General features: G+C 71.7%; 21 protein-coding genes. 13 read left to right on the top strand and 8 right to left on the bottom strand.

Annotated elements, in window-relative coordinates; all coding sequences use genetic code 11:
• Positions 1-22: 22 nt before the first annotated feature.
• The 3 genes from J5X86_RS23170 to J5X86_RS23160 form a co-directional block, all read right to left on the bottom strand.
• A complete protein-coding gene (locus J5X86_RS23170) occupies positions 23-2,131 on the bottom strand; it encodes a SpoIIE family protein phosphatase (RefSeq protein ID WP_208518661.1) in 2,109 nt (702 codons plus the stop codon).
• A gap of 98 nt (positions 2,132-2,229) precedes the next feature.
• Entirely contained in the window at positions 2,230-3,084 is an 855-nt protein-coding gene (locus J5X86_RS23165) for a caspase family protein (RefSeq protein WP_208518660.1), read from the bottom strand.
• 193 nt (positions 3,085-3,277) lie between these two features.
• Positions 3,278-3,889 (bottom strand): TetR/AcrR family transcriptional regulator, encoded by a 612-nt coding sequence (locus J5X86_RS23160; RefSeq protein WP_208518659.1) that lies wholly within the window; start codon positions 3,887-3,889, stop codon positions 3,278-3,280.
• Positions 3,890-4,004: 115 nt separating this feature from the next.
• Here J5X86_RS23160 and J5X86_RS23155 point away from each other — a divergent pair, with 115 nt between their 5' ends.
• Positions 4,005-4,427 carry a nuclear transport factor 2 family protein gene (locus J5X86_RS23155; RefSeq protein ID WP_208518658.1) on the top strand — a complete coding sequence of 141 codons (423 nt, stop codon included), beginning with the start codon at positions 4,005-4,007 and terminating at the stop codon, positions 4,425-4,427.
• Positions 4,420-5,292 (top strand): NAD(P)H-binding protein, encoded by an 873-nt coding sequence (locus J5X86_RS23150; protein WP_208518657.1) that lies wholly within the window; start codon positions 4,420-4,422, stop codon positions 5,290-5,292. The genes J5X86_RS23155 and J5X86_RS23150 overlap by 8 nt, the downstream gene beginning before the upstream one ends.
• Before the next feature lie 298 nt (positions 5,293-5,590).
• Here J5X86_RS23150 and J5X86_RS23145 read toward each other — a convergent pair whose 3' ends face one another.
• A complete protein-coding gene (locus tag J5X86_RS23145; RefSeq protein ID WP_243981128.1) occupies positions 5,591-6,073 on the bottom strand; it encodes a hypothetical protein in 483 nt (160 codons plus the stop codon).
• Between the two features lie 26 nt (positions 6,074-6,099).
• The gene (locus tag J5X86_RS23140; protein WP_308124693.1) at positions 6,100-6,525 is read right to left on the bottom strand and encodes an ATP-binding protein; all 426 of its coding nucleotides are present in this window, start codon (positions 6,523-6,525) and stop codon (positions 6,100-6,102) included.
• 610 nt (positions 6,526-7,135) lie between these two features.
• Here J5X86_RS23140 and J5X86_RS23135 point away from each other — a divergent pair.
• Positions 7,136-7,951, top strand: coding sequence for an SDR family oxidoreductase (locus J5X86_RS23135; RefSeq protein ID WP_208518774.1), 816 nt, complete (start codon positions 7,136-7,138; stop codon positions 7,949-7,951).
• Positions 7,952-8,066: 115 nt separating this feature from the next.
• On the opposite strand, the gene J5X86_RS23130 is transcribed toward J5X86_RS23135, so the two are convergent.
• Positions 8,067-9,470, bottom strand: a complete 1,404-nt coding sequence (locus tag J5X86_RS23130) for a hypothetical protein (protein WP_208518654.1) — start codon at positions 9,468-9,470, stop codon at positions 8,067-8,069.
• 278 nt (positions 9,471-9,748) lie between these two features.
• Here J5X86_RS23130 and J5X86_RS23125 point away from each other — a divergent pair, with 278 nt between their 5' ends.
• The 5 genes from J5X86_RS23125 to uppS all read left to right on the top strand — a co-directional run bounded on the left by J5X86_RS23125 (position 9,749) and on the right by uppS (position 13,432).
• Entirely contained in the window at positions 9,749-10,615 is an 867-nt protein-coding gene (locus tag J5X86_RS23125; RefSeq protein WP_208518653.1) for a helix-turn-helix transcriptional regulator, read from the top strand.
• 1 nt (position 10,616) lies between these two features.
• On the top strand, positions 10,617-10,856 hold the full coding sequence (locus J5X86_RS23120; protein WP_014056733.1) for a DUF397 domain-containing protein: 240 nt from the start codon (positions 10,617-10,619) through the stop codon (positions 10,854-10,856).
• A gap of 172 nt (positions 10,857-11,028) precedes the next feature.
• Positions 11,029-11,631: a hypothetical protein gene (locus tag J5X86_RS23115; protein ID WP_208518652.1), complete on the top strand. Its 603-nt coding sequence runs from the start codon at positions 11,029-11,031 to the stop codon at positions 11,629-11,631.
• A gap of 65 nt (positions 11,632-11,696) precedes the next feature.
• Positions 11,697-12,509, top strand: coding sequence for an SAM-dependent methyltransferase (locus J5X86_RS23110; protein ID WP_208518651.1), 813 nt, complete (start codon positions 11,697-11,699; stop codon positions 12,507-12,509).
• Between the two features lie 104 nt (positions 12,510-12,613).
• Positions 12,614-13,432 (top strand): polyprenyl diphosphate synthase, encoded by an 819-nt coding sequence (uppS, locus tag J5X86_RS23105; protein WP_208518650.1) that lies wholly within the window; start codon positions 12,614-12,616, stop codon positions 13,430-13,432.
• A 22-nt stretch (positions 13,433-13,454) separates the two neighbouring features.
• On the opposite strand, the gene J5X86_RS23100 is transcribed toward uppS, so the two are convergent.
• Entirely contained in the window at positions 13,455-14,681 is a 1,227-nt protein-coding gene (locus tag J5X86_RS23100) for an acyl-CoA dehydrogenase family protein (RefSeq protein ID WP_208518649.1), read from the bottom strand.
• Between the two features lie 193 nt (positions 14,682-14,874).
• Between J5X86_RS23100 and J5X86_RS23095 the strand changes: the two genes are divergently transcribed.
• Positions 14,875-15,531 carry a TetR family transcriptional regulator gene (locus J5X86_RS23095; RefSeq protein WP_078639262.1) on the top strand — a complete coding sequence of 219 codons (657 nt, stop codon included), beginning with the start codon at positions 14,875-14,877 and terminating at the stop codon, positions 15,529-15,531.
• Positions 15,532-15,578: 47 nt separating this feature from the next.
• Here J5X86_RS23095 and def read toward each other — a convergent pair whose 3' ends face one another.
• Positions 15,579-16,136 (bottom strand): peptide deformylase, encoded by a 558-nt coding sequence (def, locus tag J5X86_RS23090; protein ID WP_208518648.1) that lies wholly within the window; start codon positions 16,134-16,136, stop codon positions 15,579-15,581.
• 186 nt (positions 16,137-16,322) lie between these two features.
• On the opposite strand from def, the gene J5X86_RS23085 reads away from it, so the two are divergent.
• From J5X86_RS23085 to J5X86_RS23070, 4 genes are all read left to right on the top strand, one after another.
• On the top strand, positions 16,323-17,561 hold the full coding sequence (locus J5X86_RS23085; RefSeq protein WP_208518647.1) for a MurT ligase domain-containing protein: 1,239 nt from the start codon (positions 16,323-16,325) through the stop codon (positions 17,559-17,561).
• A 32-nt stretch (positions 17,562-17,593) separates the two neighbouring features.
• Positions 17,594-18,322, top strand: coding sequence for a type 1 glutamine amidotransferase (locus J5X86_RS23080; RefSeq protein WP_043235989.1), 729 nt, complete (start codon positions 17,594-17,596; stop codon positions 18,320-18,322).
• Between the two features lie 199 nt (positions 18,323-18,521).
• Entirely contained in the window at positions 18,522-19,547 is a 1,026-nt protein-coding gene (locus J5X86_RS23075; RefSeq protein WP_078639266.1) for a 6-phosphofructokinase, read from the top strand.
• A gap of 119 nt (positions 19,548-19,666) precedes the next feature.
• Positions 19,667-20,617, top strand: a complete 951-nt coding sequence (locus J5X86_RS23070) for a cytochrome c oxidase assembly protein (protein WP_208518646.1) — start codon at positions 19,667-19,669, stop codon at positions 20,615-20,617.
• Positions 20,618-20,673 lie beyond the last annotated feature (56 nt).

Genomic DNA, 20,673 nt, shown 5'->3' with positions numbered 1-20,673 from the left:
TGGGTGATGTGTCGGCCCTTCTTCAGCTACCTTCCACGGTAACCACGGACGTCTCCGGCAGGCGAGGGCGGCGCAGCCGGGCCAGCAGCAGGGCCACATCGTCGTCCGGCGCCCCGTGCAACGCGGCCAGCACCTGGTCGCAGATCCGCTCCAGCGGGCCCTGGTGGCGGCGCAGCAGCTGGACCAGGGTGTGCAGTCCGACGTCGAGGGACTGATGGCGCTTTTCCACCAGGCCGTCGGTGAACAGGGCCAGCAGCGCCCCCTCGGCCAGCTCCCGCTCCACCGAGGCGAAGGGGACGCCGCCGACGCCCAGCGGCGCGCCGGTGGGGATGTCGATCAGCTCGGCCTCGCCGCCGGGCTGCACCAGCACCGGTGGCAGATGGCCGGCGGTGGACATCTCGCACCGCCCGGTGCGCGGATCGCAGACCGCGTAGAGGCAGGTGGCGATGGACTCCCCCAGGCTGGGCGTGATCTCGTCGAGATGGCACAGCACCTGGGCCGGGGGCAGGTCGAGGCGGGAGAAGGCCCGGGTGGCGGTGCGCAGCTGGCCCATGATGGCCGCGGCGTGGATGCCCTTGCCCATGACGTCGCCGACCACCAGTCCGACCCGGCCGTCCGGGAGGGGCAGCACATCGAACCAGTCGCCCCCGGCGGCGCTGACCGCGGGCAGATACCGGGAGGCGATCTCCAAGCCGTCCAGGTCGCGCGGCTGCTGGGAGAGCAGGCTGCGCTGGAGGGTGAGCGCGGCGTCGCGTTCGCGGGCGTAGAGCCGGGCGTTGTCGATGCACAGGGCGGCGCGGATGGCCAGTTCGCAGGCGAGGGTGAGGTCCTCCTCGTCGAACGGCCTGGGGTTGATGGTGCGGTGCAGGCTGAGGGTGCCGAGCACACTGCCGCGGGCGATCAGCGGGGCGGCGATGTACGAGTGCACGCCCTCGCGCAGCAGCACCCGGGCGGCGTCGTCGTCCCGGGCGATCCGCCGTACGTCCTGCTCGGTCACGTGCGGCACCAGGATCGGCCGGGCCTCGCGGACACACTGGGTGATCAGCCGGGTGGGTTCGTAGCGGGCGATCTCGCCGACCGGGTCCGCCGCGTGGACGGCGTCGGTGGGGTAGCCGGCGGCGACGGCGAGCGCCCGGAAGCGGGCGGAGCCGTCGGCCCACACCCGGGGGGTGGCCTCGCGGTGCACCACGGAGTCCAGGACGTCGACGGCCGCGAGGTCGGCGAGCCGGGGCACGGTCACATCGGCGAGTTCCTGGGCGGTCTGCCGCAGATCCAGCGTGGTGCCGACGCGGACGCTCGCGTCGGCGATCACGGCCAGCCGCTCGCGCGCCTCGGCGATCTCGCTGGTCTCCCGGTGGCGCCGGGAGATGTCCATGATGGAGACGGCGACGCCCAGGATCCGGCCGCTGGGGTCCTCCAGCCGGTAGTACGACTCCGACCAGGCGTGGTCATGGTCGGGGTCGGCCGGGGTCCGGCCGATGCTCTGCTGGTCCAGCAGCGGTTCACCGGACTCCAGCACATGCCGCATCGCGGCCTCGATGGTCTCGACGTCGAGCCCGGGCAGCACCTCCCCGAGGCGGTGGCCGCGCACCTGGGGCTCGGTGATGGAGTTCATCTGCTGCAGGGCCGGGTTGGCGCGCAGCCAGCGCAGCTCGGTGTCGAAGACCGCGAGCCCCACGGGCGACTGTTTGACCAGGAAGCCGGATACCGCCAGATCGGTCTCCAGCCGGCGTACGGTCCCCTCGTCGGCGGCCAGCCCGAGCGCGTAGCCCTCGCCATGGGCGTCGCGCAGGCCCATGGTGCGGAACTCCACCTTCAGGGTGGAGCCGTCCGGCCGGCGGACCGGGAAGACGCCGGCCCAGGTGTCGCCCGCCCGTACGCGCGCGAAGAGCTCCACGGCCGCCCGCCGGTCCTTCGGGTGGACCAGCAGCTTGTCCGCGCGGCGCCCCAGCGCCTCGGCCGCGCGGTAACCGAACAGTTGTTCAGCCTCCGGGCTCCACAGGGCGATCCGCCCCTCGACATCCAGCGCCACGGCAGCGACCCGCAGCAGATCGAGCACTCCTCCCGGGGCGGTCGCCATGCTGCCGATACCCGCCTCGTCCTCCTGGTCAACACGGTCATGCGTGGTCATACCGGCACCTCACCGGCTCGCCGTGCCCTCCTACTGTCATACCTCGCTCGGCGGGCCGCCGCACACGGGTATGACGCGGGCACGCTACAGATCCCGGTTCAGATGGTGAAGGGCCGCTGCCGGGCGAATGCGGAGTTCGCCGCACCCACCTGGAAGAGGTGGGGCGTCTGGTCGGGCGGCATCCGCTTGACGATCTCCCGGTGCAGTCCGCGGTAGCTGCCCGCGAAGGCACCGCCCCGCCAGACCTCCAGCAGGGTGGCGGTGAACAGGCCGTTGACGATCCCGTCGGCGGAGGTCTGGTTGTCCTGGCAGCCGGAGATCTGCAGCACGCTGGCGTCGATTTTGGCGAGGTCCTTGGCGGTGCGGGTGTTCTGGATGCGGTCGTAGGCGTCACGGTCGCGCCGGTAGACGGCGGACTGCACCGACTGGGGCATGACCCGGATCCTGCGGCCGACCTCCGCCGGGTCGGCGGTGCTGAAGCGCCGGTCGAGCTCCTGGGCGCTGAGCAGCTCGGGCAGCCGCCGGGCCACGGTGCCGCTGTGGCAGCTGTCGGAGAGCAGCCAGATCCGCACCCCCTTGGCGAACTTCCCGAACAGCTCGAAGAGCTCGTCGTCGACCAGCTGCCGGTCGTGGAGCACCCAGGTCTCGTCGAGGCGGTCCCCGGTCTCGTCGTGGTTGAGATCGGGCACCTGACCGCCGTGGCCCGAGTAGGTGAGGAAGAGGATGTCCCCCTCGGCCAGCCGCCCGGCCGCGGCCTCCAGGGTGGCGGTGACCGTCTCCGCGGTGGCCGCCGGGCTCAGCAGCGGGTCGGTCACATCGAACCCCGCGGCGTCGGCGATCCCCGCCATGTCCACGGCGTCCTGCTCGCAGGCGCCCAGCTCACCGCTCCAGCCCTCGTACGCGGCGGGGTCGACCTGATTGAGTCCGATATGGACGGAGAGGCCGGTTGACATGGGGGCTCCTAGGGTCGAGGACGCGCGGCGGCTCACCACCGCTCGTCACTAAGCGATGATGCGGGGCCGCGCACCTCCATGCCCGTTCTCCGGCCCATCCGGAGGAGGAGCCCCGCCGGAGGAGACGCCCGGACAACGAGCGACTTCGCGGCGGAGGCCCCCACTGGGACGCCCTACGGCCCCGCCCCGGCCGTCACTCCCCGCGCGGCCGGGCGCCCAGGGCCCGCAGCGCCATATCGGCGGCGCGCTCGAAGTAGCCGGGCTCCAGGGCCGCCCCACGGGCCGAGACGCGCCAGTAGACCAGCCCGCCGAGCAGATCGAGCGCCAGCTCGCGGTCGAGGTCGTCCGGCAACTCACCGCGCTCGGTCGCCCGGTCCAGCATGCCGATGGCGCGGGCGCGCCGCGGCTCGCCGACGCAGCGGGCCAGGGCCTGGGACAGCTCCTCGTCCCGCTGCGCCTCGGCGATCAGGTCCGGCAGGATCCGCGAGAACCGCGGATGGGTGAGCCAGTCGGCGACCGCATGAAGCGCGGCCAGCACATCGCCGCGCAGGGATCCGGTGTCGGGCTCCTCGACCAGGGCGACGCTCAGCTCCGACACGACCGCGATGACCATCCGCTGTCTGGAAGGCCACCGCCGGTACAGGGCGCTCTTGCCCACTCCGGCCCGCTTGGCCACGGCCTCCATCGACAGCCGGCCGTATCCGTGCTCCGCGAGCTCGTCCAGAACGGCCTCGGCGATGGCGGCGGTCTTGTCCGCGCGCAGGGTGGCGGCGCCGCTCGGGGGGCGCCGGTTGGTGTCCGACATGGCTTCAAGGTTAACAGATGGACAGGACGGTACCGTCTCGTTCTATGATGTGCGGACGGGACGGTACCGTTCCGTCCATTGGTTGTGACATTCCCCTGTGAGAAGGAAGTACGTCATGGACGACCGCATCAAGGTGTTCGAGCGGGCGAAGGAACTGCTGCTCGACCACGACATGATGGGATTCGCGAACCTGTGGGCCGTCGACGGCACCATTGAGTTCCCCTTCGCCCCGGCCGGCCGGCCGCGTCTGCTGGAAGGGCGTGAGGCCGTGCGCGAATACGTGCGGGACTACGCCGACCACATCGATCTGCGCGCCGTCGCGCATCAGGTCATCCACCGCACCGAGGACCCCGAGGTGCTGATCGTGGAGTTCTCGATGGACGCCGTGGCCGTCTCGTCCGGCCGCCCGCTCCGCCCCTCGTACATCGCCGTCATCACCGTCCGGGACGGCGAGATCGCCTCGTACCGCGACTACTGGAACCCGCTGATGCTCAGCGAGGTCGGCTTCGGCGCCGAGGAGGACCGGACCAATGGCTGAACCGACCGTTCTGGTCCTCGGCGCCACCGGGAACACCGGTTCCAAGGTGCTGCGGATGGCGCGCGCACAGGGCGCGCGGGCGCTGGCCGCCACCCGGCGGCCCGAGTCCGCGGCAGCGGCCGAGGCGGGCGAGGCCGTCCGGTTCGACTGGCACGACCCGGCCGGCCATGCGGCGGCGCTGGACGGCGTGGAGCGGATCTATCTCGTCTCGCCCCTCGGGGTGGCCGAGCCGCGGCCCGTGGTCGAGCCGTTCCTGAACACCGCTGTCGCCCAGGGCGTACGACGGGTGGTGCTGCTGAGCTCCTCCGCGGTCCCCGAAGCGCCCACGGGCCTCGGCGCGGTGCACACGCTGGTGAAGGAGACCGTTCCGGAGTGGGCGGTGCTGCGGCCCTCATGGTTCATGCAGAACTTCACCGGCGACCATGCGGTGGCCCACGCCATCCGCGGCGACGGCGAGATCGTCACCGCCACCGGGGACGGCAAGGTGGCCTTCGTCGACGCGACAGATATCGCCGCAGTTGCCACCCGGGCCCTGCTGGACGACCGCCCGCACAACACGGACCACATCATCACCGGTCCCGAGGCGCTCGGCTACGCGGAGGCGGCGCGCATCGTGACAGAGGTCTCCGGGCGGCCGGCCCGCCATGTCGCGGTGGAGACCGGGGAGTTGCGGGAGAGACTGAAGGCGATAGGGATCCCGCCGGAGTTCGCCGCGGTGCTCGCCGGGCTCGACGAGGACATCCGGCACGGCGCGGAGGACCGGACGACCGACACCGTCCAGCGGGTCACGGGGCGTGCTCCCCGTTCCTTCCGCGCCTTCGCCGAGGCGCACCGCGCCGCCTTCGCCCCGGCGCCCGGCGCCTGAGCGCTCCGCTGGAAGTGCGCTGAGCTGCCGTCGATCGTCCGCGGCACCGTCGTGGCTGGTCGCGCCCCGCGGCGGAGCCGCACATCGGTACAGCCCCGCGCCCCTCCAGGGCGCCTTTCGAACCGCGGCAGACTTCCGCCGATCTGCTGACGCCCGGCCCGGGCGGATCTTCACGGGCCCGCGACGCCTGGCAGGGCGCTCCCGGCCACCGCTGGGAGCGGCTCCGGCATCGGACCTCGCGCGCCCCGCCGCGGCGTCCGATGCTGATGCGACAGGAGCCGGGGCCTGCCGACAAGGGTCAGCGGAACAGCACATCCGGGAGGCCGGGCCGGTCGATGGCCTCCTCCAGGGCGGCGCGCAGGGTACGGCTGTCGGTGAGCGGGCCGCCGGGCCGGATCAGCCAGACATGGCCCTGCCGGACACAGCCGGGCCTGGGGCAGCGCAGCACCCGGCCGGGCCCCGCCGCGGCCACCGCGCGGCGGCGGGCGTACGCCGTCCCGGCCAGCCAGCCCTTCCACTCGGCCGCCGATCCGGGCGGCACGAGGAAGGACAGCACATGGCTGGCGGTGGCGAGCATCACCGGCCCCGCCGCGTCGCGCCGCCGCAGCGCCTGGATCACCGCGGTGCCGATGTCGTCGCACATCCGCACCAGGTCGAAGACGGGGCCCACCGGCAGATCGGCGAGGCCGGTGCCGCTGGCCCATTGCAGCCGCACCCGCCCGGGGTCATCGCTCGCGGCGAGCAGCCATTCGGCCGCGTCGGCCTCCACGGTGACCCGCATCCGGCGGTCACCACGCGCCCCCGCGTTCATGAGGTGGCCACCAGCGGCAGGGTGAACCACACCTTCTTCCCCCGGGCTCCGGGGTCGGGCGGCTCGGTGCCCCAGTCGAGGGCCAGGTCCTCGACGATGGCCAGCCCTCGTCCGGACTCCTCCGTCGGCTCCGGTTTGCGGGCGACCGGGATCACGGGCGAGCCGTCGGCCACCTCCACGCGCAGCTCACGGCCGAAGCGTTCCAGCGAGACGGTGATGGTGACGGTGTCGGCGGGGCCGGAGCTGCCGTGCTCCACGGCGTTGGCGAACAGTTCGTTGGTGGCGAGGACGACATGGTCCACGATCGCGCCGAGCCGCCAGTCGCGCAGATGCCCGGCGACCATCCGGCGTACGGCGGCGGCGCGGTCGGGAAGGGCGGGGAACTCCGCCCGGAAGAGCCGGCGGGTGACCAGCGGGATCACCGTCCGCTCCCCTCCAGCGCAGGGGACGGGGATCGCCGCGGCGGCCGGCCCGGTAACCGGATCGGCTCCCGGCGAGGTAACCGGATCGGTTCGAGGCCCGGTAAGCGGATCAGTTCGCGACCCGGCAACCGGATCGGTTCGCGGGCGGTCCGCGGAAACCGCGATGCCATGGCTCGCGCCCATCGTCTCGCTCTCCTCATCGGCCGACGCCGGCCTGTGTGACAGTCCTGGAAAGGATCGGCTCACGGTGTCGGTCCTCACGCTCCTCATCGGTCTGTGGGCTGTGGTGGCATACGGGCTCATGGGGTGATTGATGCTCCGGTGAGCGGGTAAGCGCAGTCTGGCGACCGACCGCCTGGCATCTGAGCTGGTGACAGGTGGTGCGCACACCCCACCCGACCCGCCTGGACCAGCTGCCACGGACGGAGACGGCCCGGTCGCGGTGAGTGCCGGTTACCGGCATGGTTCCTCCTTCGAAGGCAGCGCAAAGCGCCGTCGGTCGCCGTTCATGTAGACAAACGGTTGGACCGGCCGGTGGGCGAGAGGGCATGGGGGTTGTCCGGTTGTACGGGCGTAGTGGTTCGGGCTGTACGGTCCGGACGTGGCAAGCGTGAGCGACGGCCGCGAGGGGCGGCTCGGCCCGGGGCAACGGTCCGGTGTGGACGCCAAACGGGTCCTGGTGACCGGGGGCTCCCGGGGGCTGGGTGAACAGATCGTACGGCTACTGGCCGCCGGCGGGGCGCGATTGGCCACGTGTGCACGGACACCGGAGGATCTGCGGTCCCTCACGGCGTCCCTGAGCGCCGAGGGCAACGGGGAGTTGTTCACCCGTGCGCTGGACGTCACCGAGCCGGGGTTGCTGGAGGAATTCGTCGAGGCGGCGGGGATACGTTTCAGCGGTCTTGACGGCGTGGTGGCCTGCGCCGGTGGCGCCCGCGGCCGCGGCATCGAGGACGCCGGCCCCCAGGACTGGTCGCTGACCTGGGAGATGAACGTGGGTCATACGGCACGGCTGGTGAAGGCCGCGGTGCCGCATCTGCGCCGCGCGGGCGGCGGCTCCGTGGTGGTGATCGCCTCCATCTCCGGCTGGAAGCCGGGGCCCCAGGCGCAGTACGGGGCGGCCAAGGCCGCCCAGATCCATCTCGCGGCCTCGCTCGCCCGTGAGCTGGGCCCGGACGGGATCCGGGTGAACGCCGTCTCCCCGGGGTCCATGCTGATCCCCGGGAAGCGGTGGGACCGGATGCGCACCGAAGAGCCCGAGGCATACGCCCGGTTCACGGCCGAGCTGCCACGCGGTGAACTGGTCACCCCGCGGGAGGTCGCCCAGGTCGTGGCGTTCCTGCTCTCGGACGCCGCGAGCGGGGTCTCCGGTGCGCATCTGCCCGTCGACCGAGCCCAGAACGCCCCCACGCCGGGAGGGTATTGACCCCCCGGCGCTCCCCCGAGCGGAGGCGCTCCGGACACGTCACCGGCCGCTCACACGGAGCGGCCGGAGACTTCGCCGAGGCACCGGGCGGGGCGAAGCCCCGGGGCCCGGAGCCTCAGGCGGCCACGCCGAGCACCGTCCGGGAGCGCTGCTCGAACTCCCGGACCATGGACTCCCCGCGGTGCGGCCGCAGCCGGGTGCGGAAGTCGCGCAGCGCCTGGATCGAGCGCTCGCTGTGCACCCCGCTGAGCGTGTCCAGCGCCTCGCCCGCGGTGCCGACGGCCTCGTCCAGCCGGTTCTGCTGGAGGTAGGACGTCGCCAGCACGGATCTGCTGATGGCCTGGCGCCGGCGCCGGTCGGCGTTGGCGCGCACGGATTCGGCGGCGGCGTGCTCGGCCTCGGTGGCGTTGCCCAGGTCGCGGAAGCACAGGGCCGCCTCGGCCGCCAGATAGTGGTGGTCGAGGAAGCGCACCCAGGGCGATTCCTGCTCGGGGCCCTGGCTGGCCTCCAGTTGGGCGTCGGCCGCGCGCAGCGACTTGGACGCCTCCCGGGGCTGGTCCAGGGCGGCGTAGCCCCGGGCGGCCATGGCGTGCAACCGCATCAGCCCGAGCGGGCTTCCGGCGTGCTTGGCCGTGGCGACACCGACCCGGGCCAACTCGACCCCCGCCTCGGGCTGGCCCAGGTTGGTCGCCAGATGGGACAGGCCGGCCAGGATCTGACCGCCCAGGACCCGGTCGCCGCCCTCGGCGCACAGCCGCAGCGCCTGGGTCATATACCGCTGGGCCAGGCCGTATTCGGCGTTGTCATAGCTGCTCCAGCCGGCCATCGCGGCCAGCTTGGCGGCGGCGGTGAAGAGCTGGCGCCGCTCCTGAGGGGGCGCGCCGCGCTGCTGGAGCATGGGGACGACCTCGGTCGACAGATAGAGCACGATGCTGGCGCGGACCTGGCCGCCGCCGAAGCGATTGTCCATCTCATCGAACATGTTGATCGCCGCATGGACCTGTTCGACGCGGCCGCCTTCGGCCGCGGGTGCGAGCCGGGCGGTGTCCTGGTTCTCGACCAGCCACAGCAGCCATTCGCGCTGCGGGGTCACCAGTGCGCCGGCGACGAAGGGCACCGCACCCAGCAGGCTGCGGCGGGATATGTCGGTGGAGCCGAGTTCGGCGAGCGTGTGCAAGGTTTCTGCTACGTCCTCCCGGTAGGCCAGCGCGCGGGCCACGACCGGGCGCTGTCGGTCGGAGATGAACCCCAGCTCGGCGGGGGCCACGGGCCTGCCGAGCCGGTGGGAGAGCACGGCGGCGATCAGCTCCGGCGTGGTGCCACGCGGCTGTCCGCCTTGCAGCCAGCGGGTGACGGACGCCTTGTCGTAATTCGACTCGCGCCCCTGCCTACGGCCCAGTTCATTGACCCGCAGGGCCAATGAGGCGTAGGAGCACCCGGATTCCTTCAGAGCCGCGGCCAACCCGACGTTGACCACGGCGCCTTGGCGCCCGCTTACCGGCTGTGCGTGATGCGTCACCGTGACCGTCCCTGTTTCGAGCCACGGCGGTCTGCGGGTTCCCCATCGCGCGGCGCCGACCGGTTGGCCAAGCACCTCAACGACGTTGTGGACATGGGTGGTTGGGAGCCCTCGCCATAGAGGGTGAGATGGGTCACGTGCTCACTATGCGTGGCGAAGCCATCACCCCGCAACCTTCGTTCTGATAATTTCAAACCGATCGACTCGCTCTGTCAGTGTCATCCATCGCGTGGCACACTGTGCAGGCATATGACAGCCATTCCTCCGGGAGGCGGGACGTGAGCGAGGCACGGCCGGCCGGCGCCGCCCCCACCGTCTTGCGCAGAGTCCTCGGCAAGCGTCTGCGGCATCTGCGCGAGCGGGCGAAGGTGTCGTTCGAGGAGGCCGCGAAAGCCATCGAGGTCACCCCGTTGACCGTGCGCAGGATGGAAAAGGCGGAAGTCGGTCTCAAGATTCCGTATCTCAAGGAGCTGCTGCGGAACTACGGCGTCCGCGGCCCGGAGATGGAGGACTTCCTCGCCCTGGCACGGGAGGCCAACCAGCCCGGCTGGTGGCATCAGTTCCGCGATGTGCTTCCGGACTGGTTCAGTGCTTACGTCAGCCTGGAGAGTGAGGCCACCGTCATTCGCGCGTACGAGCCCCACTACGTCCCCGGGCTGCTCCAGACTGAGGACTACGCCCGAGCGGTACTGCGCATGGGCTTCCCCCGGGACACCGAGGAGGAGCTGGAGCGCCGGATCGCCCTGCGCGTCCAGCGCCAGGACCTGCTCACCAAGCCGGACGCGCCGACCATCTGGGCCATCCTCGACGAAACGGTGCTGCGCCGCCCCGTGGGCGGCTCACAGGTGATGCGCGACCAGATCGACCACTTGATCGACACCTTGGACATTCCCAAGGTCAGGCTGCAGATCATGCGGTTCGCGGCGGGGCCGCACCCGGGGGCCTTCGGCCCCTTCCACTACTTCCGCTTCGGATTCTCCGAACTGCCGGACGTCGTCTACACCGAGAGCCTCACCGGGGCGGTCTATGTGGACAAGCCGGCCGAAGTCGTCGCCTATCTCGAGGTCCTGGACCGGATGGCGGTCCAGGCCGAGCGGATCGGCGACTCCAGCACCATCCTGGCCGAACTGCGTAAGGAGCACTGAGATGCACGACCCCGTCTACAGCGGAATGCCGGCCACGGACCTGGGCACGGAGGGCTGGGAGAAGCCCTGGAGCGGGTCCAACGGCGGCACCTGCATCGAGGCCAAGCGGCTGCCGGACGGGCGGGTCGCGCTGCGCCAGTCCACCGACCCGGCCGGGCCCGCGCTGATCTACACCCGCTCGGAGGTGGCGTCCTTCCTGGAGGCGGCGAAGTCCGGCGAAGCGGACTTCCTCATCGCGTAGAGGGGCCACGCACGGGCGACCTCTCGAAAACCACTACGCCCGCACAACCGCACAACCCCGCACCGCACTCCCGCCCCCGCCGTCCCGCCACGCACACTGAAGACGCCGTGGCGGGCGGCGGCGTCGTCCCCCTCGCAGAGCTGAGAGCTATGGGACCGACAGGATGCCGGAAATGAACCTCGACCATGCGGTGGCACAGCACCGCACACTGATCGTCGAGGGCTGCGACGGAGTCGGCAGGGACGCGCTGCTGGCCGGGCTCGCCCGCCGGCACGGCTATACCGTCACCCGCGCCTCCCCCGACCTCCCGCATGTCGACCCGGTCCGGCCGTACCGCGAACTCCTTCTGCACGGCGGGGCGCTCGCGGTCGACGCCGGGCTGGTAGGCGAGCTCGTCTACGGGCCGCTGCGCCGTGGCCACTCCCGGGTGACGTGGATTCAGGCGTTCGACTTCGCCGACGCGGTGGCCGAGCGCCACGGCGCCTTCGTCCATGTGACGGCCCCGGTGCCGGTGCTGGAGGACCGGCTGGCCGCGCGCGGCGCCTCGGCGGCGGCCCTCGCGGAGATCGGCGCCGCGGTGACCGGCTATGACCACGCCTTCTCCACTCTCGCCGAGCACGCCCCGGTGCTCACCATCGAGGAGCAGCCGGCCTCCGGCGGCGGCCCGGATCCGGATCTGGGCCGCGGCGAGGCGGCGCCCGAGCCGGTGTCCTCGTTCGCCCGGCCCCTCCCGCGCATCCGCTCCCCCGTGCCGTTCCACGCCCAGCGTCGCTGAACTCCCCGGCACCGGGCTTACGTTGGTGCCCCGCGAACCGCACACGCACGGCAGGAGATGGCTCTATGACCGACCGCTCGTCCACCCCGGACCAGCAGGCCCTGAACAAGATCGACACCACGGTGCCGCATTCGGCCCGGATCTGGAACTACTGGATGGGCGGCAAGGACAACTACGAGGTCGACCGGATCGCCGGTGACGAGTACCGGGAGGTCGCCCCGAACATCGAGACCATGGCCCGGGCCTCGCGCGCGTACCTCATCCGCACCGTCACCCATGTGGCGGGCGACTGCGGGATCCGGCAGTTCCTGGACATCGGCACCGGGCTGCCCACCTACGACAACACCCACCAGGTCGCCCAGCGGGTGGCCCCCGAGGCCCGCATCGTCTACGTGGACAACGACCCCCTGGTGCTCCGGCACGCCCAGGCGCTGCTCACCAGCACCCGGGAGGGGGTGACCGACTACATCGACGCCGATCTGCACGAGCCCGAGCGGATCCTGGAGGCCGCGGCGAAGACACTCGACTTCGACCGGCCCATCGCCCTGATGCTGATGGGCATCCTCGGCCACATCCAGAACTACGACGAGGCGGTATCGGTCGTGCGGCGGCTGCAGGACGCCTTACCGTCCGGCAGCTACTTCGTGCACTACGACAGCACCGACACCGACCAGGCGCTCAAGGAGGCACAGCAGGGCTACGACGACACCGGCGCCGTTCCGTACGTGCTGCGCAGCGTGGCGCAGATCAGCCGCTTCTACGAGGGTCTGGAGCTGATCGAGCCCGGTATCGTGTCGTGTCCGCTGTGGCGGCCGGGCCCCTCCGAGACCGACGTCGAGACCACCGATGTCCACGGGGGCGTGGCCCGCAAGCCGTGACGGCCGTGACGACCAAACGAATGGTTCGGTCACCGGGGAGGTAACCCCCGCCCCCGTCGCGTCGTCAGACACGGCGCCGGGAAGCTAGGCGGAGGGACGCGTGGGTGTTCGAGGTCGGAGCCTGGAGAGTGCCCTCCGTCAAGCGGCTGCTGCGGGCGTCGATCGCCGGTGCGCCCGGCGTCGTACGACAACGCCGCGGCCCCCAGGACGAGTCACCCGGGCGGCCACGGCATCTGGCCATCATCATGGACGGCAACGGCCGCTGGGCCGCCCTGCGCGGCCTCTCCCGCACCCGGGGCCATCAGGCGGGGGTGCTGGCGCTGCCGCGGGTGGTGGACACGGCCCTGGAAGAGGGCATCGAACATCTGTCGCTGTTCTTCTTCTCCACCGAGAACTGGAACCGTCCGCGCGGTGAGGTGGCCGCCCTGATGCGGCTCACCGCCCAGCTCGCGGACGTCTTCCGGGGCTACGGCGAGCGGGGGGTGCGGCTGCGCTGGCTGGGCTCGGAGGCCCGGCTCCCCCGGGCCACGCTGGCCGCGCTGCGCCGCGCCGAGGCCGATACGTGCGACAACCGCACGATGACGCTGGCCTTCTGCTTCAACCACGGCGGCCGGGAGGAGATCGCCCACGTCGCCACCTGTCTGGCCCGCGCCTCGGCGGACGGCGCGCTGGACCCCGGGCTCATCGACGAGGCCCTGTTCACCCGCCATCTGCCGCATGCCGATCTGCCGGACATCGACATGCTGGTGCGCACTTCCGGGGAGCAGCGCATCTCCAACTTCATGCTCTGGCGGGCGGCCTACGCGGAGCTCTTCTTCGTGGACACCCTGTGGCCCGACTTCACCGGTGAGGAGCTCCGCGCACTGCTGGCCGCATTTGCCTCCCGGAAGCGGCGTTTTGGCGCGGGCGTGGGCCCGCCCTAGCGGATCGGGTCGGCGGATCGGCTCACCGGATCTGGACGCCGGAGAGGGTGCGGGCGATGACCAGGCGCTGGATCTCGCTGGTGCCCTCGAAGATCGTATAAATCGCGGCGTCGCGGTGCATCCGCTCGACCGGGTACTCGCGGGTGAAGCCATTGCCGCCGAGGATCTGCACCGCCTGGGCGGTCACCTGCTTGGCGGTCTCGCTGGCGAACAGCTTGGACATGGAGCCCTCGGCCGACTCGAAGGGCTTGCCGGTCACGGCCATCCACGAGGCGCGCCACACCATCAGCCGCGCGGCGTCGATCCGCGTGCGCATGTCGGCGAGCTGGAAGGCGACGCCCTGGTTGTCGATGATGGGGCGGCCGAACTGCTGCCGGGTCTTGGCGTAGTCGAGCGCGACCTCGTACGCGGCGCGGGCGGTGCCGACCGCCATGGCGCCGACGGCCGGGCGGGACGCCTCGAAGGTGGCCATGGCGGCGTTCTTCAGACGCTCCCCGCCCGCCTTGGCCTTCTCCCGGGCGCGCGCGAGGCGTTCGTCCAGCTTCTCCTTGCCCCCGAGCAGGCAGCTGCCGGGCACCCGCACCTGGTCGAGGACCACCTCGGCGGTGTGCGAGGCGCGGATGCCGTGCTTCTTGAACTTCTGGCCCTGGGACAGACCGGGGGTGCCCGGCGGGATGATGAACGACGCGTGGCCCTTGGAGCCGACTTCGGGGTCGACGACCGCGACCACCACATGGACATTGGCGATACCGCCGTTGGTGGCCCATGTCTTGGTGCCGTTGAGGACCCATTCGTCCTTGGCCTCGTCGTAGACGGCGCGGGTGCGCATCGAGCCGACGTCGGAGCCCGCGTCGGGCTCGGAGGAGCAGAAGGCGGCCACCTTCACGTCGTCCGCGTCGCCGTACATCTGCGGGATCCAGGTGCCGATCTGCTCCTCGGTGCCGTTGGCGAGGACGCCGACGGCGGCGAGGCCGGTGCCGACGATGGACAGCGCGATGCCCGCGTCGCCCCAGAACAGCTCCTCCATGGTCATGGGGATGCCGAGGCCGGTGGGGTCGAAGTACTGCTGGGCGTAGAAGTCCAGGGAGTACAGGCCGATCTTGGCGGCCTCCTGGATAATCGGCCAGGGGGTCTCCTCGCGCTCGTCCCATTCGGCGGCTGCCGGGCGCATGACGTCCGCGGCGAAGCCATGGATCCAGTCGCGCACCGCCTTCTGATCGTCGTCGAGCTCGAACGAGAACTCCGCCATGACCCCTCCACGTGCTTATTACCTGCGGTAACCGCAGTCTGTTACCGACCAGTAGACGATGTCAACTCCCCCGGGCACGCGGGCCCCGCGGCCCCCGCGGGTGTTACGTTGCGCAGAGCGCGGAGCGCGATCGCGCCGGGAAACGCGAGGCGCGAAGGGCGCGAGTACGACATCGGGGGCGGGGAGGCAACGCATGCGGACCGGGACCAGCCAGCGGGACGACCAGCGGACGACGGCCCAGCAACGGCGCAAGGAGCTGCTGGAGGCCGCGGACCGGGTGGTGCTGCGCGACGGACCAGAAGCCTCGATGAACGCCATCGCCGCCGAAGCGGGCATCACCAAGCCCATTCTCTACCGCCACTTCGGCGACAAGGGCGGCCTGTACCGCGCGCTCGCCAAGCGCCACACCGACGCCCTGCTCGCCTCGCTGCGCGCGGCCCTGGACGCGCCCGCCGAGGACCGCCGGCACCGCGTGGAGGCCACGCTGGACACCTATCTGGCGGCGATCGAGGCGCGGCCCCAGGTGTACCGCTTCCTGATGCACCCGGCCGACCACGGCCAGCAGGAGCCGGAGCAGGGCTTCGACGTCGGCCACCACTCCGCCCCGCTGCTGCGCAGGCTCGGCGAGGAGCTCGCCACCGTGATCGCCGAGCGGCTGGATCTGGGACCCGGCGGCGACGAGGTGGCTCGGGTCTGGGGCCACGGGATCGTCGGCATGATGCACGCGGCCGGTGACTGGTGGCTGCGCGACCGCCCGTGCGCACGCGGCCAGTTGGTGCACCATCTCACCGATCTGCTGTGGGGACGGCTGTCGCTGGCGGACGACCGGGTCGGCGCACCGGGCTTCTGAGCCCCCGGCCTCCGCTCGCACCCCGCCGGAGCCCGGCCGGAGCGGCCCTACGCCCCGGCGCCGGCCGACGCCGCCCAGGGCGCCCGGCGGACCGCCCGCAGCACCCTGCGCCGCCGCAGCCCGGAGAGCCGGTCGAGGAACAGTCCGCCGTCCAGGTGGTCGCACTCGTGCTGCAGACAGCGCGCGAAGAAGCCCGTGCCCTCGATCCGCACCGGCTCCCCGGTCATCGTCACGCCCTCGATCACCGCACGGTCGTAGCGCGGGGTGCCCGCCTCGATGCCCGGCAGCGACAGACAGCCCTCCGCCCCACGCACCGTCACCCCGTCGGCCGCGGCCGGCCGGGGGTTGACGACATGCCCCAGATGGCGGTGGTCCTCGTCGTCCGGGCAGTCGAAGACGAAGACCCGCAGCCCCACACCGATCTGATTGGCGGCGAGCCCCACCCCGTGCGCCGCGTACATCGTGGCGTACATGTCCTCGATCAGCAGGGCGAGCTCGGCGTCGAACGCCGTGACCTCCGCGCACGGCGCGCGCAGCCCCGGATCGCCGAGGAACCGCATGGGCCGCACCGCTCCGCGGCTGCCCGGTATCACGCCATGTCGCATGGCAGCCAAGCCTACGGGGCCGGGCAAGTGTCCTGCGCGGGTGACGGAATTCGGGACAGCCGCCGGATCTCGATAGGCTGCTACCCGACCGTGGCCTCCCGGCTGGCGATGCGGCGCGGAGGGGGCGTACCACCGGCGCCTCGGGGGGCAGGTGCGGCGCCGGTATGCGAGGAGGATCGAGAGACGATGGCAGGCAACTCAGAGCCGCTGTCGCCACGTGCCAAGCTGGCCGTGACGGCGGGCAGGGCCGCGGCGGCGGTGTCGAAGGCCGCGGGCCGCGGCAGCGGATCGGTGATCGGCGGCAAGGTGGCCCTGCGCCTCGACCCCGATCTGCTCGGCAGGCTGGCACAGCACCTGGACGTGATCCTGGTGTCGGCGACCAACGGCAAGACCACGACCACCCGGCTGATCGCCGAGGCGCTGCGGGCGGCCGGTCCGGTCGTCTCCAACGCGCTGGGCGCGAATATGCCGGCCGGTATCACCTCGGCCCTGGCCGGCGGCTCCGACGCCCGCTACGGCGTCATCGAGGTCGACGAGAAGTACCTCGCCGGTGTGGCGCGCGACACCGAGCCCAAGGCCATCGCGCTGCTCAATCTCTCCCGTGACCAGCTCGACCGCGCCGCCGAGACCCGGATGCTCGCCGAGAAGTGGCGCGAGGGCCTGACCGGCACCAAGGCGATCGTGATCGCCAACGCCGACGACCCGCTGATCGTCTGGGCCGCCTCCTCCAGCCCCAATGTGGTGTGGGTCGCCGCCGGGCAGGAGTGGAAGGACGACGCCTGGTCCTGCCCGTCCTGCGGCGGTGTGCTGCAGCGCCCGGGCGACGACTGGGTCTGCGCGGAGTGCGGCTTCCGCCGTCCGGTCCCCAGCTGGGCGCTGAACGGCGACTACGTCCTGGACCCGCACGGCGCGGCCTGGCCGATCCACCTCCAGCTCCCCGGCCGTGCCAACAAGGCCAACGCGGCCACCTCGGCCGCCGTCGCCGCCGCCTTCGGGGTGCCCCCGCAGGTCGCGCTGGAGCGGATGTACCAGGTCCAGGCCGTGGCCGGCCGGTATGACGTGGTCACCTTCCAGGAGCGCCAGATGCGGCTGCTGCTGGCGAAGAACCCGGCCGGCTGGCTGGAGACCTTCTCGCTGATCGACCCGCCGCCCACCCCGGTGATCCTCTCGGTGAACGCCCGCGGCGCCGACGGCACCGACACCTCCTGGCTGTGGGATGTGGACTACACCCGGCTCGCCGGGCACCCGATCTGCGTGATCGGCGACCGTAAGCTGGACCTCGCGGTGCGCCTGGAGGTCGCCGGGCTGGACTTCCGGGTCTGCGCGGACGTGGACGAGGCGGTGCGGATCTCCCCGCCCGGCCGCATCGAGACCATCGCCAACTACACCGCGTTCCAGGACCTGCGCCGCCGGGTCGGCAACTGACCCCCCGTACGAGAGGCACGAAGATGCGTAGCATGAGCCAGAACGGCCTGCGTCTGGTGTGGGTCTACCCCGACCTGCTGAGCACGTACGGCGACCAGGGCAACGCCCTGGTGGTGGAGCGCCGGGCGCGGCAGCGCGGGCTGGAGGTCTCCCGGCTGGATGTCCGCTCCGACCAGCAGATCCCCACCTCCGGGGACGTCTACCTGATCGGCGGCGGCGAGGACCGCCCGCAGCGGCTCGCCGCCGAGCGGCTGATCCGGGACGGCGGGCTGAGCCGCGCGGTCGCCAACGGGGCGATCGTCTTCTCGGTGTGCGCCGGGTACCAGATCCTCGGCCATGAGTTCATCAACGACCTCGGGCAGCGCCAGCAGGGCCTGGGGCTGCTGGACGTGGTCAGCACCCGCGGCGAGGGCGCCCGGTGCGTCGGGGACGTGCTGGCCGACATCGACGAGCGGCTCGGGCTGCCCCCGCTGACCGGCTTCGAGAACCACCAGGGCGTCACCCACCTCGGCCCGACGGCCCGCCCCTTCGCCCGGGTCCGGTTCGGCAACGGCAACGGCACGGGCGACGGCTTCGAGGGCGCCTACAACGACACCGTTTTCGGGACGTACATGCACGGTCCGGTGATGGCCCGCAACCCGCATATCGCGGACCATCTGCTGAAGCTGGCCCTCGATGTGAACGCGCTGCCGCCGGTCAACGACCAGTGGTACGAGGCGCTGCGCAACGAGCGGATCGCGGCGGCGTCCCAGCCCGCCTGAGCCGCGGCCCGCTCGCCCGAGCGCCACTCGGACGCCGCTCGGGCGCCACTTTGCCGCCACTCGGGCGAAGGGTGCCCGCATGGCGGACATCCGACGGACGACCCCGCCCCCGCCGCCCGGCCGCTTGTAAGGTGGCGGGGTCCAGCCGGACGACGCGGTCCGGCCGTCGGCCCCCATCTCAGACAGAGGTATGCGTGCCATGCGCATTGGTGTGCTCACGTCCGGCGGCGACTGCCCCGGCCTGAACGCGGTCATCAGGTCAATCGTCCACCGCGCCACCGTCGACCACGGCGATGAGGTGATCGGCTTCCACGACGGCTGGAAGGGCCTGCTGGAGGCCGACTACCGCAAGCTCGACCTGGACGCCGTGGGCGGCATCCTGGCCCTCGGCGGCACCATCCTCGGCTCCACCCGCGTGCGCCCCGAGCATCTGCGGGACGGCGTGGAGCGGGCCAAGGGGCATGTCGCGGAGCTCGGCCTGGACGCGGTCATCCCCATCGGCGGGGAGGGCACGCTGAAGGCCGCCCGGCTGCTCTCGGACGCCGGGCTGCCGATCGTCGGCGTGCCGAAGACCATCGACAACGACATCGCCTCCACCGATGTGACCTTCGGCTTCGACACCGCGGTCGGCGTCGCCACCGAGGCCCTGGACCGGCTCAAGACCACCGCAGAGTCCCATCAGCGGGTGCTGATCGTCGAGGTCATGGGGCGGCACACCGGCTGGATCGCGCTGCACTCGGGCATGGCCGCGGGCGCCCACGCCATCGTCGTCCCGGAGCGCCCGTTCGACATCGAGGAGCTCACCAAGACCGTCGGGGCGCGGTTCGAGGCGGGCAAGAAGTTCGCGATCGTGGTGGTGGCGGAGGGCGCCAAGCCGCGCGAGGGCACGATGGACTACGAGGCCGGCGGCAAGGACGTCTACGGCCACGAGCGCTTCGCGGGCATCGCCCGCCACCTCTCCGTCGAGCTGGAGCGGCGGCTCGGCAAGGAGGCGCGGGCGGTCATCCTGGGCCATGTGCAGCGCGGTGGCACCCCGACGGCGTACGACAGGGTGCTGGCCACCCGCTTCGGCTGGCACGCCGTCGAGGCGGCCCACCGCGGCGCCTTCGGCACGATCACGGCGCTGCGCGGCACGGACATCGACCTGGTGCCGCTCGCGGCGGCCGTGGAGCGGCTGAAGACGGTCCCCGCCGAGCGGTACGCCGAGGCCGAGTGCGTACTGTAGGGACGACACAAACCGGTTCATGCCGACTCCAACCGCGGCCATCAATTGCGCAACCCTTACGGCGAGCAACCAGGTCCGCGAGAGCGGCGCCGGTTTAGGCGCAAAAAGGGGAGCACCGGATGGATCACGGCGGGCACGGCATGACCATGGATCTGCCGCCGTTCACCCTCGCTCGCGGGTTGGAGTTCGGCGGCGATCCGTTCTTCCTGGTCGGCTGTGTGCTGGCGCTCGGACTGTACGGCTGGGGCGTCGCGCGGCTGTGGCGGCGCGGTGACGCCTGGCCGGTGGGGCGCCTGGTCTCCTTCGTGCTCGGGGTACTGACCATCGCGGTCGCGATGTGCACCAAGCTGAACGACTACGGCATGGTCATGTTCAGCGTCCATATGGTGCAGCACATGATCATCAGCATGGTGTCGCCGATCCTGCTGCTGCTGGGCGCGCCGGTCACGCTGACCCTGCGGGCCCTCCCGGCGGCCGGGCGCGGCCGCAAGGGGCCCCGGGAGCTGCTGGTCGCGCTGTTGCACAGCCGCTATATGCGGATCATCAGCCACCCGGCGTTCACGATCCCGCTGTTCATCGCGAGCCTGTACGCGCTGTACTTCACCTCGCTCTTCGACTTCCTGATGGGGAGCAAGGCCGGGCATATCGCGATGATGATCCACTTCCTCGCGGTGGGCCTGGTCTTCTTCTGGCCGATCATGGGCGTGGACCCGGGGCCGCACCGGCCCGGCTATGTGATGCGGATGCTGGAGCTGTTCGCGGGCATGCCGTTCCACGCGTTCTTCGGCATCGCGCTGATGATGGCGTCCGAGCCCATGGTCGGCGTGTACGAACATCCGCCCGCCTCGCTGGGCATCGACGCGCTGTCGGACCAGACCTGGGCGGGCGGGATCGCCTGGGCCTTCAGCGAGATCCCGTCGGTGATCGTCCTGGTGGCGCTGGTCTACCAGTGGTACAAGTCCGAGCAGCGCCAGGCGCGGCGCATCGACCGCACCGCGGACCGGGACGGCGACCAGGAGCTCGCGGCGTACAACGCCTATCTGGCCTCGCTCCAGTCCCGGAGCCGCTGAGGGCGGGGCCCTGCAGCCTGCTAGCGGCAGGGCCCCGGACCGCGAGACCATGGACC

Source organism: Streptomyces sp. NEAU-YJ-81 (assembly GCF_017592595.1).
Classification (GTDB): Bacteria; Actinomycetota; Actinomycetes; order Streptomycetales; family Streptomycetaceae; genus Streptomyces; species Streptomyces hygroscopicus_B.
The sequence above is the reverse complement of the archived record's forward strand: the minus strand, read 5'-3'. Positions and strand labels throughout refer to the sequence as shown.